Genomic DNA, 14,519 nt, shown 5'->3' with positions numbered 1-14,519 from the left:
GTGTGGGCGATCGGGTCTGTCGCGGTGCCACCACACCTTCGCAGCCGAATCCCAGCTGCCTCTAGATGGTCGAGTTCGTGATCGGTGACCGGCCGACGCGGCTCGGAGTTCGTCACGCTCGTCACAGCCGCACTTCGACTGTAACGGACGAGGCCGATTCCGTCACGAGGTATTTCGTGAAGGTGCGCCGAACGCAGAGCTGTACTCGCGTCAGAACGCCCACCGCAGTCCCGCGGCGATCTCCTCGTCCGTGGCGGCGGCGAACCGCGCGATCTCGGCGCGACGGACGTCGACGATGGTCGCCGCCAGTTCGGTTCCGAACGCGTCGGTGAGCATCGCGTCGGCCTCGAACGCGTCGGTGGCATCCGTGAGTGAGGCTGGCAGCCGGGCGATTCCGAGTCGGTCCCGATCGTCTTGGCTCAACGAGTTGGGGTCGACGTCCACCAGTCCCGAGAGTGTCGCGCCCGCGCGCACGCCGGCCAGGCCGGCGAACAGCAGCCCGGCCACGCACAGGTAGGGGTTGGCCGACAGGTCGAGCACCTTCACCTCGAGGTTGGCGGCCCGCTCCTCCTCGCCGGCGCTGCCGGTGACCAAACGCAGTGCCGTTTCCCGGTTTTCGTGTCCGCAGGCCTGGAACGGCGCCGACCACGCGCCCGGAACCAGCCGCAGGTAGCTCGCGACGGACGCCGCTCCCACCGCGAGCAGCCCCGGCAGGTGTTCGAGGATGCCCGCGGCGAACGCGCCCGCGGTCGCCGACAGCCCGCACGGGCCGTCGCCGCCGCTGTGCAGGTTTCGGCCGTCCCGCCACAGCGACAGGTGGATGTGGCCGCCGCTCCCGGTGCCGCCCGCGATCACCATGGGGGAGAAGGACACCCGCATCCCGTGTCGGTCGGTCACCGCGCGGATGGTCTCTCGGACGAGCACCGACGTGTCGGCCGCGCCGAGCGGGTCCTCGGCCGTCACCGACAGCTCGAACTGCCCCGGCGCGTACTCGGGATGGATCTGCTCCACCCGGACGCCTTGGTGCCGCAGCGCCGTGAGCAACTCGACCAGGTAGTCCGACTTCTCGACCACCCGCGTGTACCCGTAGGCGGGCCCCCGGGTCGCGGGCGCGAAGTCGTCGCCGTCCCGGCCGACGACCCATTCGATCTCGATCGCGGCCTTCGCCGTCAGCCTCTCCTCGGCGAGATGCGCGACGGCCCGGCGCACGACACCCCGGGCATCCTGCGGGTGCAGGTCCCCGCCCTGCGTGTAGCGGTCGACCGGCGCCCACGCCCAGCCCGGCTGCGCGGCGAGCTCCGTCAACCGCGTCAGGTCCGGGATCAGCCGCAGATCGCCGACGGGCCCGCCGGCGTAGCGTCCGGCGACGATGGTGTCGTCCGGGGTGAACGCGTCGAACACCGGCGACGCCCCCACGCCCCACGCGGCGGCGTGTTCGAGTCGGTCGATCGGGACGGACTTCGCTCGCACCACGCCGCTGTTGTCGACCCACGGCAGGGCGACGGCGACCACCCCGCGCTCGGCGAGTTCCCGGGTCAGCCGCGCGGCCTCGAGCGCCCGACCTTCGCGTTCGTGCCGATCCATCGCATCTCCCTCGCACCGGGGCCGGTCAGCGGCAGAATGGCAGGCGTGGCGCCATTCCCAGACGATACGCCGCGGCACTCGGGCGACGACGCGACTGCGGAGGTGGTCGAGGCACTGCCCCTCGTCGACCACCACTGTCACGGCGTCGTGCGTGAGACCCTCGACCGGACGGCGTTCGAGTCGCTGCTGTGCGAGGCTGCCGGTCCGGGACGTTGGCACGGCACCCTCTTCGACACCCAGGTGGGATTCGCGGTGCGCCGACTGTGCGCACCGATCCTCGACCTCCCACCACACGTCGATCCCGACGAATACCTCGAAAGGCGTGCCGAACTCGGCACCGACGAGGTGACCCGGCGCCTGCTCGGGGCGACCGGGATATCGGAATTCCTCGTGGACACAGGCTTTCTGCCTGATCGGTTGACGCGCCCGGACGAGCTCGCGGCGTACACCGGGGCACGGGCGCACGAGGTGGTCCGGCTCGAGCCGATCGCCGAGGAGGTCATCGCCGTGCGCGGGGCCGGCACGTTCGCCGACACGTGCCGCAACCGTCTGGCCGATGCGTCCCGCACCGCGATCGCCTTCAAATCCGTTGCGGCGTACCGGGTTGGGCTCGACCTGGCACCCGAACGCCCGTCCGACGCCGCGGTCTTCACCGCCGCCGTGCGGTGGGCGTCGGAGATCGTCGCCGGCGCACCGGCGCGACTGACCGACGAGACCCTGATCCGGTTCCTGCTCTGGACCGCCGTCGATCTCGGCCTGCCGATCCAGTTCCACGTCGGATACGGCGACGCCGATGCCGATCTCGCCCACGGGGATCCGCTGCTCCTCACGCCGCTGCTGCGGGCCACGGCGGGGCGCGGGGTGCCGATCATGCTGCTGCACAGCTACCCGTTCCACCGGCACGCCGGATATCTGGCGCAGGTGTTCGATCACGTGTTCGTCGATGTCGGGCTCGCACTGCAGAACGTCGGCGGTGGGGGAGCGACGCGCATCCTGGCGGAGTTGCTGGAACTGGCGCCGTTCGGGTCGGTGCTCTTCTCCACGGACGGTTGCGGCCTCCCGGAGCTGTTCCATGTCGCTGCGGTCCGGTTCCGGACGGCGCTGACCGCTCTGGTCGAACACGAAGTGGGGCAGAATCATTGGTCGCTCTCCGATGCTGATCGGGTGACCCGGATGATCGCCGCGGACAACGCGCATCGCGCGTACCGGCTCGATTCCTGACGCCCGGCTCAGCCGCTGAGCGCACCCGCGCGAGCGGCGGCGACAGCGCTGGCAGCGGCCCGATCACCCACAGCGGCGTCGACGGGCATGTCCGCAACGAGAAGTCGGTAGTAGATCGGCGCCGCGACGGCGGCGAGCAGGTCCGCGGGCGATACGTCGGCGGGGATCTCCCCGCGCTGGACTCCGCGTTGGACGACGACGTCGGCGAGCGCGTATCGGGTGGCGTAGAAGTCGCGTTTGAACTCGGCAATCTCCGGGGTGCGCACGGCGTCCGAGAACAGAGCCGCGACCAGGGCTCGTCCCCTGCTGTCGGTGACGAGGGCGACGATCGACCGGGCCACCGCACGCAGATCGGACTCGAGCGAGCCGGTGTCGGGGATCGGGACCGTGGTCTCGGACATGTCGACCACGGCCTCTGCGACGAGCTGCGACAACGTTCCCCAGCGGCGGTAGATCGTCGTCTTGTGTACACCGGAGCGCGCCGCCACGTCCTCGACCGTCATCGCGGCGAACCCACGCTCGGCCAGCTCGGACAGTACGGCCTCGAAGACGGCCTCGCGGACGCGGGCGCTGCGACCACCGGGGCGCTGGGAGGGGGAACTCACCTCGGAACTGTATCGCAACTGACCGTTGCGTTAGTGAGGGCGGCGTGCTTCACTCATTAACGCAACGACGAGTTGCGTTTGTGACGTTATCGAGGAGGCTTCATGCCGTACGAATTCCCGGTCGATCATCACGCGCTCCTCGAGGAGCGCACGGGGCAGTTCCTGAGCTTCGGGCTGCCGCCGAAGGACCTCGACGAACTGCGCGGCTCGATCGACTCCATGTGGGCCGACGCGCCGGGCGGCTGGACGTTCGAGTGGTCGCGACTGGCGGCGAAATACGCTGCCGCGGGCGATCATCTGCTGTCGGCGATGGTGTACGGCATTGCCAAGTTCCCCGTACTCGCCAACGGATCGCGACGACAGGCCCTGCAGAACCAGGTTGCCCAGTACATCGCGGCGGCACCGGAGTTCGGGGTCGAGTTCGAACGTCGGATCCTCGCCCTGCCGTATCGCGGTGGTGACGTCCGGGTGCCGGTGCACCTGCTCTCCGGCGGCCGGCCGTACGCGGGCGCACCTGTTCTGCTGTTCAGCGGCGGAGTCGACGGCTGGAAGATGGACATGCATCCGCTCGCGGTTGCGTTCGCCCGCGACGCCGGACTCACGGTTCTCGCGTTCGATCAGCCCGGAACCGGTGAATCTCCGGTCCCGCTGGACGAATTCGCGGACGAAGTGATCGACGGATTGATCGCGACGGCTCGCACTCTCGGCAACGGGCGTGTGGCGCACCTGGGAGTGTCCTTCGGCGGTAACTTCGCGGTCCGATCCGCGCTGACCGGCGCCGTCGATGCGGCGGTCAACATCGGTGCTCCGGTTCGCGCCGCATTCGAGCGGGCGAATCTGGACCGTTTGCTCTACGGGATGTCCGACATTCTCGGCAACGCATTCGGTTTCGATGCTCCGCCGACGAACGAGCGAACAATCGAGGCGGCCCGGGTCTTCGATCGTGGCGAGCTGCTGCAGCGCCACGGCAACGCGCCGATGCTCGTCATCAACGGCGCCGACGACGTCCACGTTCCGCTCGCCGACACGCTCGTGTTCGAGGGGCGCCCGAACATCGAGGTGCACGTGATCCCCGACGCCGGGCACTGCGCCGTGACCAAATTGCCGGAGCTCATTCCGTTGATGACCGCATGGTTGACCCGGCAGACCGATTAGTCCGAAACGCCGGAAGCGGGGGGATGAGTGACCCACGTCTCTTTCGTGGCGTAGTTTCACCCACGACATGCACGCCACACCGGCGCGCATCGAGCCAGGAGCAGCCCATGTTGAGTACGATGAATGATTTACCTCTTTCCGTCGCGCAGTTGCTTCGGCACGGGAGTACCGTCCATGCGGACGCCGAGGTGGTCACCTGGACCGAGTCCGGTCCGCGGCGTCGTACGTATGCGGAGGTCGGTCGCCGGTGTGCGCAGTTGGCACACGCGCTGCGTGGTCTCGGTGTCACCGGTGACGACCGGGTCGCGACGTTCATGTGGAACAACACCGAACACCTCGAGGCGTATCTGGCGGTGCCGTCGATGGGCGCGGTGCTGCACACCCTGAACATCCGCCTGTTCCCCGAGCAGCTGATCCACGTGGCCAACCATGCCGAGGATCGGGTGGTCATCGTCGATGCGACGCTGATCCCGCTGCTGGCCCCGCAGTTGGCGCAGATGAAGACCGTCGAGCATGTGATCGTCACCGGCGACTCGACGGCGGGGCTCGAGGCCCCCGAGGGCGTGCAGGTGCACAGCTATGAGGGTCTGATCGCGGATCTGCCGACCGAGTTCGACTGGCCCGAACTCGACGAGCGCTCCGCGGCGGCGATGTGTTACACGTCGGGCACCACGGGTGATCCGAAAGGTGTTGTCTACTCGCATCGTTCGATCTACCTGCACTCGATGCAGGTGTGCATGAGTGATGGCCCGAACCTGGCGCAGGGTGATCGGGCGTTGGCGGTGGTGCCGCAGTTCCATGCGATGTCGTGGGGTCTGCCGTATGCGGCGTTCATGATCGGTGCGTCGCTGATCATGCCGGACCGGTTCCTGCAGCCCGCGCCGTTGGCCGAGCTGATCGCGTCCGAGCGTCCGACGTTCGCGGCGGCGGTGCCGACGATCTGGCAGGGTCTGCACCTGCATCTCGAGCAGCATCCGCAGGACATCTCGTCGATGCGCGAGGTCCTCATCGGTGGCGCGGCGGTCCCGCCGGCCCTGATGCACGCGTTCGAGAACGAGCACCAGGTCTCCGTCCTGCACGCGTGGGGCATGACCGAGACGTCCCCGGTCGGGTCGGTGGGTCGTCCGCCGGCCGATTCCACCGGAGAGGACCGGTGGCGTTACCGGTACATGCAGGGCCGGTTCCCCGCGTCGGTGGAGGCGCGGTTGATCGACGACGACGGTAACCGGGTGCCGCACGACGGCGTCAGTATCGGTGAGCTCGAGGTGCGTGGGCCGTGGATCACGTCGTCGTACTACGGCGTGGACGCCCCGGACAAGTTCCGTGACGGTTGGCTGCGCACCGGTGACGTCGGATCGATCACGCCGGACGGTTACCTGAGTCTGTCGGACCGGACGAAGGACATCATCAAGTCGGGTGGCGAGTGGATCTCGTCGGTGGATCTCGAGAATGCGGTGATGGGGCATCCGGCGGTCGCGGAGGCCGCGGTGATCGGTATCCCGGACGAGAAGTGGGACGAGCGGCCGCTGGTCGCGGTGGTGCTGCGGGAGGGTAGTGACACCACCCTCGATCAGGTGCGGGACTTTTTGGCCGACAAGGTCGCCAAGTGGCAGCTGCCGGAGAACTGGGCGGTGATCGGGGAGGTGCCCAAGACCAGCGTCGGCAAGTTCGACAAGAAGCGGCTACGCGCCGACTTCCACGACGGGAACCTCGACGTCACCCGGTTGTGACGCGCAGGACCTGCCACGCCGGATCGGGTGCCGCCCCGGTCCATGCGCGCAGCAGCGCGTCGCTCGCGGGAAAGAGCGGGCGTGGCAGGTCCGCCGGGTCGGCCCACACCCATTCCGGAAAGATCTGCGGCTCACCGGGTCCCGTCGGTACTCCGGCGCTGCGCGCGTGCACACCGAACACGACACCGCCGCGACTGGATCCGGTGTCGACCACGGCGGTGAACGCCGCCACCTCGGTCGGGTCGTCGATCCCGGACTCCTCGAAGCACTCCCGCCGGGCCGCCTGCTCGATGGTCTCCCCGGCCTCGAGGTGACCTCCGGGCAGGCACCACGTCACCGGTTCGTCCGGTTTCACGCGGCGGCCCAGCAGGATTCGTCCGTCGGTGCGTTCGACGACGATGCCGACGCCGACGACGGGCCGCGGGGAACTCATGCCCGCTCGAGGCCGGCGCCGTTCGACGGCTCCCGACCGGTCGTCCACTTGGGCGCCGGGGGAAGCCAGTTCGACGTCGCGGCGCGCACCGCGTCGAGATCGTCGACGATCCGCAGCGCGGCGCGCTGGTGCGCGCCGACGAACCCGGCGTCGACGAGGTGGTCGATCAGCGCGACGAGCGGCTGCCAGAAACCGCCGGCATCGAGCAGGAACACCGGCTTGGTGTGCAGCCCCAGCTGCTGCCAGGTCCAGATCTCGAAGAACTCGTCGAGCGTGCCGGCGCCGCCCGGCAGGACCACGAAGGCGTCCGCGAGCTCGGCCATCCGCTGTTTGCGGACGTGCATCGACTCGACCACCTCGAGGGTCGTCAACCCCGGGTGCGCGATCTCCTTGTCGGCGAGATGTTGCGGGATCACGCCGATGGTCTCCCCGCCGCCCGCGACCACCGCATCGGCCACGGCGCCCATCAGTCCGACCCGGCCACCGCCGTAGACCAGGGCGATCCCGGCCGCGGCCAGGTCGCGGCCGAAGGTCGTCGCCGTCTGCAGGTGGGCGGGATCGTGGCCGGTGGCCGATCCCATGAACGCGGTGATCCTCATGCCGTCCAATCCTCGAATGCGACGCAACGTTGCGTTGCACTTTACCCCGTGGCAGAGTGCGCGCATGCCGGTATCCAGCGCCGAGCCGCGACGCGGCGGCCCCCGTAAGCGAGACCTCGTGCTGCAGACCGTCGTCGACGAGCTGGCCGCGACGTCGTACACACAACTGACGGTCGAACGCATCGCGGAGGCCAGCGGGGTGCACAAGACCACGCTGTACCGCTGGTGGTCCGGCAAGCCCGAACTGGTCGCCGACGCCCTCGCGACACTGATGGACACCGGACCCGTCCCGGACACCGGCAGCACCCGCGCCGACCTCGTGGAGTGGCTGGCCGGCACGGTGCGCAACTTCACGGGTACGCCGCTCGGCACCGCGATGCCCGCGCTCATCAGCGATCTGGCCTCGACACCCGAGGGGCTCGACGCCTTCCGGGTCGCGTTCCTCGCCGAACGTCGCGCCAACTGTGCGGCGGTGATCGAGCGGGGAGTGGCGCGGGGTGACCTGCCGGCCGACCTCGACGCCGACCTGTTCATGGACACCCTCGCGGGCGCGGTGTTCTACCGCCAGGTGGTGACCGGCGGCCGCGTCGACGCCGACACGGCCGCACGGGTCGTCGACCTCCTGCTCCCGGCGGCGGGGGACCGGCGCCGGTGACGCCATCGAATCGGCTCAACCTCTCCGAACGGCCGAAACGGTCGGCGAAATCAATAGGCGCGCAGCCGAATCGCAACCGCGGCGACCCTGTCGGCGTCGCGTTTCGTTGCTAGGCTGCAGTGCATCAATCGCGATATGAGGAGTTGGTCGTGGTCGACGCGAGCGCTCGTGTACTTCGCCGCAGTATGGACGTCGACGGCGTCCGAGTCTTCTACCGGGAGTCCCGGCCCGAACGCGTCGATGCGCCCGTGCTGTTACTGCTGCACGGCTTTCCGTCCGCGTCGCACCAGTATCGTCGACTCATCGACGTCCTGGGCGCGCGCTACCGGTTGATCGCTCCGGACTATCCGGGCTCCGGCTACACCGAGGCGCCGGATCGGTTCGACTTCTCGTTCGATCGACTCGCCGATGTCGTCGAGGGTTTCGTCCAGCGGGCAGGTCTGGACCGGTTCGCGATGTACGTCTTCGACTTCGGTGCACCGGTCGGCTTCAGGATCGCCGAACGACACCCCGAGTGGATTTCGGGGCTGATCGTGCAGAACGGGAATGCCTACGACGAGGGGCTGGGCGACGCGCTCCGTCACCTCGTCGGTCTGCGGCCCGAGATGCCCGGTGCCGCAGACACTGTCAGTGAATTTCTGACCGCATCCGCAACGCGCAGCCAGTACGAGACCGGGGTTACGGACACCGAATTGCTCGACCCCGACAGTTGGACCCTCGACCAACACTTCCTCGATCTTACAGGGCGGAAGGAAGCGCAGGCAGCGCTGCTCTTCGACTATCACTCCAACGTCGAGCGGTACGACGGCTGGCAGAGTTGGCTGCGCGCACATACGCCGCCCACGCTCATCGTCTGGGGGCGTCACGATCCGTTCTTCTCCGCGGCCGGGGCGCAGGCCTACCTGAACGATGTGCCGCACGCCGAACTCCACCTGTTCGACACCGGGCATTTCGCTCTCGAGACCCACCTGCGCCGGATCGCTCCGCTGATCGCCGACTTCCTCGACCGCACCGCGGTCTAGCGCGCCCCTCTGGCCGAATGTCACATCCGTTCAGTTGAACTGAACCGGTGTGACATTCGGCCACGGCGGGTGGCGAGGGCCAGGAGGGCGGCAGCTGCGAGCACGACTGCGGCGCACACGAACGCCGACCGGAAGCCGTCCCCCAGCATCGGCGCCACGACGAGCGGTCCGAGGATCTGGCCGAGCCCGTAGATCGCGGTCAATGCCGCTGCCGCCCGCGGAATCCCGAGCCCGAGAGCGGAATCCATGGCCAGCAGGGTGATGCCCATGAATGTCCCGCCGAACAGGACCGAGGCGATCAGCGCTGCTGCCGGACCGGAGACCAGCGCGGGCAGGAGCGCGGAGACGGCCTGCAACAGGAGTGCCAACGCGAGAAGCGATTCGGCCGACCAGCAGCGCAGTGCCCACGCCCACAGCAGCGGGGAGGGGACTGCGGCCAGCCCGACCACCACCCATGCCGCGGGTCCCGTCCAGTCCGCGTCGCCGACCGAGACGGCCGCGACCAGGAATGTGCCGAGGATGATGTAGCCCAGGCCCTCCAGGAAGTAGCTGCCGCCGAGTGTCCACCAGCGCACCGACGGCGCCCTGCGGGCCCGAGGTCCGTCGTGAATCGGGGGCAGCGATCCCGGCGGCAGACTCCACGCGATCGCGGCGTAGCCGGCCGTGATCACCGCCGCGACGACCCACAGCGCGCTCCACGACACGATCGGCCCCAGTACCACGACGAGAATGCCCGAGGTCGCGATGCCGACCCCGACGCCGGTGAACGTCACGCCCGCGGACGGGTGCCCGACCACCGCGGTGGCGCAGTACACGAAGACCGCGGCACTCGCGACGCCGGCCACGACGCGTGCGGCCAGCCACAGGCGCACTTCCGTACCGGTGATCATGACGAGTTCGCTCGCGATCAACGCGAGGATCGATGCGCGGAAGAGCGCGCGTGAGCGTGCCCCCGCCGGATACACGGCCAACGCGATCGCGCCCAGGAAGTAGCCGAGGTAGTTGGCGGTCGCGACCAGCGCGGTATCGGAGTGCGAGACCCCGGTCTGTTCCTGCATCAGCGGGAGCAGTGGGGTGTAGACGAATCGGCCGACGCCCATGGCGGCGGCGAGTCCGGCGGCGGCGCGTACCACCGTCACGCGGGCAGGCCGGGCCGCTGCTCCGATTTCGATCCGCACTGGCGCACTCACATCGACTCCCTTCGTCGCCTCGAAGGTATGCGGGCCGGAGGTTCCGCGGAAATGCCCTTTCGTCCGCATTTATGCTTGGTGGTTATGAATGTGGAGCTGCGGCATCTGCGGGCGCTGGTCGCAGTGATCGATGCCGGGACCTTCACGGCCGCCGCCGGGCGGTTGAACATCACCCAGCCCGCGCTGACCCGTACGATCCAGCAACTCGAGGCGACGCTCGAGACCCGGCTGCTGGAGCGGACGTCGCGGTCGGTGAAGCCGACCGAAGACGGGCGGGCGCTCGCCGAACGCATTCGAATCGTCCTGGGTGACCTGGATGCCGCCATCGCATCGGCACAGGCCAACCGGACGGTTCGCCTCGGATTCAGTTGGCTCCTGCCCGATCAGTGGGCGCACGACACGATCGCCGCGTGCGAGGAACGTTCCGGCGCGCGGGTGCTGTTGCAGCGGTGCGACGATCCGGTGAGCGCGCTGCGAGACGGCGTCGTCGACGCGGTCGTGATGCGCGGGGAGGTCCGCGGCAGGGCCTTGGCGGTGCATCACCTGTTCACCGAGCCTCGGGTCGCCGCGGTCAGTGCCCGCTCACCCCTCGCGAAGCGGGACTCTGTCACGTGGGCCGAACTGGGAACGTATCCGCTCGTGGTCAACACCCTGACCGGGACGACTCGCGCCGAGTCGTGGACCGAACCCGATCCGAGTCGAGAGATCGTGTCCTGTACCAACTTCGACGAATGGCTCGAGCTCGTCGCGGCCGACCGGGGCATCGGAGCGGTACCGGTGGCCGCGCGTCGTCGCGTCCAGCACCACAACGTCAGGTTCGTCGACATCGTCGACGCGACACCCAACGCGGTGAGTCTCGTCTACGTCGCGAGCCGCGTGACACCGCTGATGCGGGTCCTGCGCGACTGCGCACTCGTCGAGGCCCACCGCGCCCGGGGCTGACTCAGCCGACCCGTCGCTCGCCCACGGTCACGTCGGCGCCGACGGCCCGGCGCAACGCGCCCGCGAGTGCCCCGGGATCACCGCCGTCGACCACCGCGGCGATGTGCGCGTCCGGGCGGACGACCCACACCTCGTTCGGCTCGGCTTTCGTTGCGGCCGTGAGCAGTCCGCTGGTGTCGACGTCGGCCAACGCATGGAGCCGGATGGGCGCACTCGTCGCGGCCAGGGCGATCCGTCGGATCTCGGCCGGATCCACGGCGGAGCCGTGGAGCAGCAGCACACCGTGCCGGGCGATCTCCCGGAGTCGGGCGCAACTCTGACCCCGCACGGTCGCCGGCACGTCCGGGACCAGCACGCCCGGAACCGGGACGGGTGAGACACCCCGGTCCGGACGGCCGGCGAACGGACGCCGGGCATCCGACGTCGTCAGCGGCGAGTCGACGTACCAGAACGGTTCCGCCAACCGCCCCGAATCCACTCCGGCGCGCGCGGCAGGATCGGACGCCGCCGCGTCGAGGACGGCCTTGCGACGGGCGTGCTGCTCGTCGGTCTGGGGGACGAGGAAGTCCATCGTCGCGGATGTGACCTCCAGGTTCTCCGCGGCGGCCGCGCGGCGCTCGAGGTCGTACGTCTCGAGCAGCGACGGATCGGCCCAGCCGCGCAGCACGAACGCCAGCTTCCACGCGGCGTTCTCGGCGTCGCCGACGCCGGAGTTCAGGCCGCGCGCGCCGAACGGGGACACGATGTGCGCGCAGTCACCGGCCAGCAGCACCCGGCCCACCCGCATGCGGTCGGCGAGCCGAGCGTGGAAGCGGTACACCGACTTCCACACGATCCGGTACGGGGTGTCGCCGATGATCTGGCGGATCCGGGTGTCCAGCGCGCCGCTCTCGGCCTCGGTGTCGAGGTCGTAGTCGCCCGGCACCTGCCAGTCGATGCGGAACGTCGAGTCCGGACACGGATGGATGAGCACCTGTCGGCCCGGGTTCCACTCGGGGTCGAAGTAGAAGCGCCGCTCGCTGGCCCAGCCGGGGATGTCGGCCTGGATGTCGCAGATGAGGAACTTGTCGTCGAACGATCGGCCGGGGAACCCCACGCCGAGCTGACGACGCAGTTCGCTGCTGCGCGAGCCGGTGGCCAGCACGGCGTAGTCGGCGGCCACCGTCACCGTGCCGGTGGCCGTCGTGCATTCGAGGCGGACCCCGGACGCGTCCTGGTCGATGCGCTCCACCGCATGGCCCCACCGCACGTCGATGAGCGGCTGCTGGGCGATGGCGTCGTCGAGCAGTTCCTCGGTACGGGCCTGGGAGACGTTGACGAAGGGCGGGAACGGTGACTGGCCGTGGTCGACGAACTGCTGCGAGAACAGCTCGTGGTCGCGGTGGAAGGTGCGCGCGGTGTCCCACGTGACCCCCTCGGCCGCGATCTGTTCCCCGACGCCGATCGCGGCCCACACCTCGAGCACGTCCCGCTGCTGGCAGATGGCCTTGGAACCGATCGGGTCCCGCTCGGCCCGACCGTCGAGCAGGACCACCCGCACGCCCCACCGGGCGAGCAGCAGGGCCGTGGTCTGGCCGACCGGACCGTTGCCGATCACGGCGACGGTTCCGGTGTGAATGTGGTTGACGCCCATCGTGAATCCTCCTGATACCTGCCCGACTCAGCCCTGCAGCTGGGCCCAGACCTCGCGGTCGCGCTCGGCGGTCCAGATCACCGGACGCTCGATGCCCGACAGCTCGTCCCACACGCGGGAGACGTCGAACGGCAGGCAGTGCTCGAAGATCGGCCAGTGGCCGTAGCGCTCGAACAGCGCGGCGTGGGTGGCCTCGAACGCCTCCTTGAGGGTGCCGCCGCGCTGCTGGACCGCACCGACCTCGGTGAGCATCACGTTCAGGAAGTGGCGGGTCTGCTCGATCGCGGCGTCCACCTCGTCGCGGCCGCGGCTCACGGCGCCGCGCCCGCCGATCAGCGCCTCGGCGCCGAGGGCCTTGATGCGGTCGAGAGTGCCTGCGGCCCAGTCGCGGTGGAAGGCGTCGCCGGTGTACAGCGCGGCCTGCGCCTCGACCAGGTCGCCGGCGAAGAGGATCTTCTGCTGCGGCAGCCACGCGACGATGTCGCCCTCGGTGTGGCCGCGGCCGAGGTGCTGGAGCACGAGGTCGCCACGGTCGCCGCCGAGGTCGATGGTCAGCTGGTCGGAGAACGTCAGGGTGGGCCAGGTGAGGCCGGGCACCGAGTCGGCGCCCTTCGCCAGGCGCGGCATGCGGCCGAACTCGGACGCCCAGTCCTCCTGGCCGCGTTCGGCGATCAGCTTGCGGGTGTTGTCGTGCGCGACGATGATCTCCGCGTCGAATGCGGACGCCCCGAGCACACGCACCGCGTGGTAGTGCGAGAGCACCAGGTAGCGCACGGGCTTGTCGGTGTGCTGACGCAGCTTCGCGAGCCAGTCCTGCCCGGCGACCGGTGTCGCGAGCGCCTCGAAGCAGACGAGGAAGTCCTCGCCCTCGATCGCGCCCAGGTTCGGATCGCCCTCCGCCGTGAGCGCGTAGACGCCGTCGGCGAGGACCTCCAGGGTCTGTTCCTTCTCCCCGAGGTCGGCGGAGGAAGCGAAGGACAGTGTGGCCATGAGATCACCTCAAATAGTCAAAGCTTTGATTGATTATGTGGACAAGGTAAGCGGAGTCACACCAGATATGCAAGCCTTTGACCAAATTCGGACCGAAAATCCCGGGTTCGGGCTCTAATCTGTCCGGCATGACCAATGCCGACCGTGTGCACGACACGAGCCGCGACGACCGCGAGAACATCGACGACCTCGACTTCCTGTCGTTCGTCGACTTCGCGGTGCGCAAGACGACTCGAACGATGCCCGAGGTCGACCCGGTGTCGATGAAGCTGGTCCTGGAGCTGACCCGCGTTGCCAGTGCGCTGGTCTACGACCTCGAGTCAACCGTGCACCGGCCTGGCGGGTGGAGCTGGCCGGGCTTCCGTGTGCTGTTCATGCTGTGGCTGGCCGGCCCGAGCGAGGCCAAGCGGGTCGCGAAGCTGTCCGGGATGAGCCGTGCGGCGGTCTCCGCGCTGGTCAACACCCTCGAACGGGACGGCTACGTGACGCGTCGGAGGTCGGAAGTGGACCGCCGCGCGGTCGAGTTGCGGCTGACCGACGCCGGCATCGAGGCCATCACCGCCACGTACGCCGAGCACAACCGGCGCGAGCAGGTGTGGGCCAGTGCGCTCACCAAGCCCGAGCGCACGATCCTGATCGGTCTGCTCGAGAAGCTGGCGACCGCGTCGTCGGGGGAGCTCCACACCCGGGACTGACTCGACCGGAAGGTCCGTTCTCGGCCACCCATCGCCAGTTCTCGGCGGCGGGTGGCCGAGTCCTT

General features: G+C 69.1%; 14 protein-coding genes. 7 read left to right on the top strand and 7 right to left on the bottom strand.

Annotated elements, in window-relative coordinates; all coding sequences use genetic code 11:
• Positions 1 to 210: 210 nt before the first annotated feature.
• A complete protein-coding gene (locus tag ACQ5DX_RS22825) occupies positions 211 to 1,584 on the bottom strand; it encodes a glutamine synthetase family protein (RefSeq protein ID WP_430334755.1) in 1,374 nt (457 codons plus the stop codon).
• A gap of 45 nt (positions 1,585 to 1,629) precedes the next feature.
• Between ACQ5DX_RS22825 and ACQ5DX_RS22820 the strand changes: the two genes are divergently transcribed.
• Positions 1,630 to 2,805: an amidohydrolase family protein gene (locus ACQ5DX_RS22820; protein WP_430334754.1), complete on the top strand. Its 1,176-nt coding sequence runs from the start codon at positions 1,630 to 1,632 to the stop codon at positions 2,803 to 2,805.
• A gap of 8 nt (positions 2,806 to 2,813) precedes the next feature.
• Here the strand turns inward: ACQ5DX_RS22820 and ACQ5DX_RS22815 are convergent, their stop codons facing one another.
• A complete protein-coding gene (locus ACQ5DX_RS22815) occupies positions 2,814 to 3,410 on the bottom strand; it encodes a TetR/AcrR family transcriptional regulator (protein ID WP_430334753.1) in 597 nt (198 codons plus the stop codon).
• A 102-nt stretch (positions 3,411 to 3,512) separates the two neighbouring features.
• Here ACQ5DX_RS22815 and ACQ5DX_RS22810 point away from each other — a divergent pair, with 102 nt between their 5' ends.
• Together ACQ5DX_RS22810 and ACQ5DX_RS22805 are read left to right on the top strand one after the other, a co-directional pair.
• Positions 3,513 to 4,565: an alpha/beta fold hydrolase gene (locus ACQ5DX_RS22810; RefSeq protein ID WP_430334752.1), complete on the top strand. Its 1,053-nt coding sequence runs from the start codon at positions 3,513 to 3,515 to the stop codon at positions 4,563 to 4,565.
• Between the two features lie 107 nt (positions 4,566 to 4,672).
• Positions 4,673 to 6,295, top strand: coding sequence for a long-chain fatty acid--CoA ligase (locus tag ACQ5DX_RS22805; protein ID WP_430334751.1), 1,623 nt, complete (start codon positions 4,673 to 4,675; stop codon positions 6,293 to 6,295).
• Here ACQ5DX_RS22805 and ACQ5DX_RS22800 read toward each other — a convergent pair.
• Together ACQ5DX_RS22800 and ACQ5DX_RS22795 are read right to left on the bottom strand one after the other, a co-directional pair.
• Positions 6,282 to 6,728 carry a nucleotide triphosphate diphosphatase NUDT15 gene (locus ACQ5DX_RS22800; protein WP_430334750.1) on the bottom strand — a complete coding sequence of 149 codons (447 nt, stop codon included), beginning with the start codon at positions 6,726 to 6,728 and terminating at the stop codon, positions 6,282 to 6,284. The two genes, ACQ5DX_RS22805 and ACQ5DX_RS22800, sit on opposite strands and share 14 nt — an antisense overlap.
• The gene (locus ACQ5DX_RS22795) at positions 6,725 to 7,327 is read right to left on the bottom strand and encodes a TIGR00730 family Rossman fold protein (protein ID WP_430334749.1); all 603 of its coding nucleotides are present in this window, start codon (positions 7,325 to 7,327) and stop codon (positions 6,725 to 6,727) included. The genes ACQ5DX_RS22800 and ACQ5DX_RS22795 overlap by 4 nt, the downstream gene beginning before the upstream one ends.
• 64 nt (positions 7,328 to 7,391) lie before the next feature.
• On the opposite strand from ACQ5DX_RS22795, the gene ACQ5DX_RS22790 reads away from it, so the two are divergent.
• Positions 7,392 to 7,982: a TetR/AcrR family transcriptional regulator C-terminal ligand-binding domain-containing protein gene (locus tag ACQ5DX_RS22790; RefSeq protein ID WP_430334748.1), complete on the top strand. Its 591-nt coding sequence runs from the start codon at positions 7,392 to 7,394 to the stop codon at positions 7,980 to 7,982.
• Positions 7,983 to 8,131: 149 nt separating this feature from the next.
• Entirely contained in the window at positions 8,132 to 9,004 is an 873-nt protein-coding gene (locus ACQ5DX_RS22785; protein ID WP_430334747.1) for an alpha/beta fold hydrolase, read from the top strand.
• Between the two features lie 20 nt (positions 9,005 to 9,024).
• Here the strand turns inward: ACQ5DX_RS22785 and ACQ5DX_RS22780 are convergent, their stop codons facing one another.
• The gene (locus ACQ5DX_RS22780) at positions 9,025 to 10,194 is read right to left on the bottom strand and encodes a YbfB/YjiJ family MFS transporter (protein ID WP_430334746.1); all 1,170 of its coding nucleotides are present in this window, start codon (positions 10,192 to 10,194) and stop codon (positions 9,025 to 9,027) included.
• Between the two features lie 84 nt (positions 10,195 to 10,278).
• Between ACQ5DX_RS22780 and ACQ5DX_RS22775 the strand changes: the two genes are divergently transcribed.
• Positions 10,279 to 11,136, top strand: a complete 858-nt coding sequence (locus ACQ5DX_RS22775) for a LysR family transcriptional regulator (protein ID WP_430334745.1) — start codon at positions 10,279 to 10,281, stop codon at positions 11,134 to 11,136.
• A gap of 1 nt (position 11,137) precedes the next feature.
• Here the strand turns inward: ACQ5DX_RS22775 and ACQ5DX_RS22770 are convergent, their stop codons facing one another.
• Positions 11,138 to 12,769: an FAD-dependent monooxygenase gene (locus ACQ5DX_RS22770; RefSeq protein WP_430334744.1), complete on the bottom strand. Its 1,632-nt coding sequence runs from the start codon at positions 12,767 to 12,769 to the stop codon at positions 11,138 to 11,140.
• A 27-nt stretch (positions 12,770 to 12,796) separates the two neighbouring features.
• Positions 12,797 to 13,759 carry an MBL fold metallo-hydrolase gene (locus tag ACQ5DX_RS22765; RefSeq protein WP_430334743.1) on the bottom strand — a complete coding sequence of 321 codons (963 nt, stop codon included), beginning with the start codon at positions 13,757 to 13,759 and terminating at the stop codon, positions 12,797 to 12,799.
• A 128-nt stretch (positions 13,760 to 13,887) separates the two neighbouring features.
• Between ACQ5DX_RS22765 and ACQ5DX_RS22760 the strand changes: the two genes are divergently transcribed.
• Positions 13,888 to 14,454, top strand: coding sequence for a MarR family winged helix-turn-helix transcriptional regulator (locus ACQ5DX_RS22760; RefSeq protein WP_430334742.1), 567 nt, complete (start codon positions 13,888 to 13,890; stop codon positions 14,452 to 14,454).
• The last annotated feature ends 65 nt before the right edge of the window (positions 14,455 to 14,519 follow it).

This window comes from Rhodococcus sp. ACT016 (assembly GCF_050477185.1).
Classification (GTDB): domain Bacteria; phylum Actinomycetota; class Actinomycetes; order Mycobacteriales; family Mycobacteriaceae; genus Prescottella.
This window is presented reverse-complemented; position numbering and strand designations above follow the sequence as displayed.

Coding starts and splice junctions, on each gene's coding strand:
- ACQ5DX_RS22795 (WP_430334749.1), bottom strand. CDS start 7,327: ATGAGGATCACCGCGTTCATGGGATCGGCCACCGGCCACGATCCCGCC.
- ACQ5DX_RS22825 (WP_430334755.1), bottom strand. CDS start 1,584: ATGGATCGGCACGAACGCGAAGGTCGGGCGCTCGAGGCCGCGCGGCTG.
- ACQ5DX_RS22790 (WP_430334748.1), top strand. CDS start 7,392: ATGCCGGTATCCAGCGCCGAGCCGCGACGCGGCGGCCCCCGTAAGCGA.
- ACQ5DX_RS22765 (WP_430334743.1), bottom strand. CDS start 13,759: ATGGCCACACTGTCCTTCGCTTCCTCCGCCGACCTCGGGGAGAAGGAA.
- ACQ5DX_RS22770 (WP_430334744.1), bottom strand. CDS start 12,769: ATGGGCGTCAACCACATTCACACCGGAACCGTCGCCGTGATCGGCAAC.
- ACQ5DX_RS22810 (WP_430334752.1), top strand. CDS start 3,513: ATGCCGTACGAATTCCCGGTCGATCATCACGCGCTCCTCGAGGAGCGC.
- ACQ5DX_RS22775 (WP_430334745.1), top strand. CDS start 10,279: ATGAATGTGGAGCTGCGGCATCTGCGGGCGCTGGTCGCAGTGATCGAT.
- ACQ5DX_RS22800 (WP_430334750.1), bottom strand. CDS start 6,728: ATGAGTTCCCCGCGGCCCGTCGTCGGCGTCGGCATCGTCGTCGAACGC.
- ACQ5DX_RS22805 (WP_430334751.1), top strand. CDS start 4,673: ATGTTGAGTACGATGAATGATTTACCTCTTTCCGTCGCGCAGTTGCTT.
- ACQ5DX_RS22760 (WP_430334742.1), top strand. CDS start 13,888: ATGACCAATGCCGACCGTGTGCACGACACGAGCCGCGACGACCGCGAG.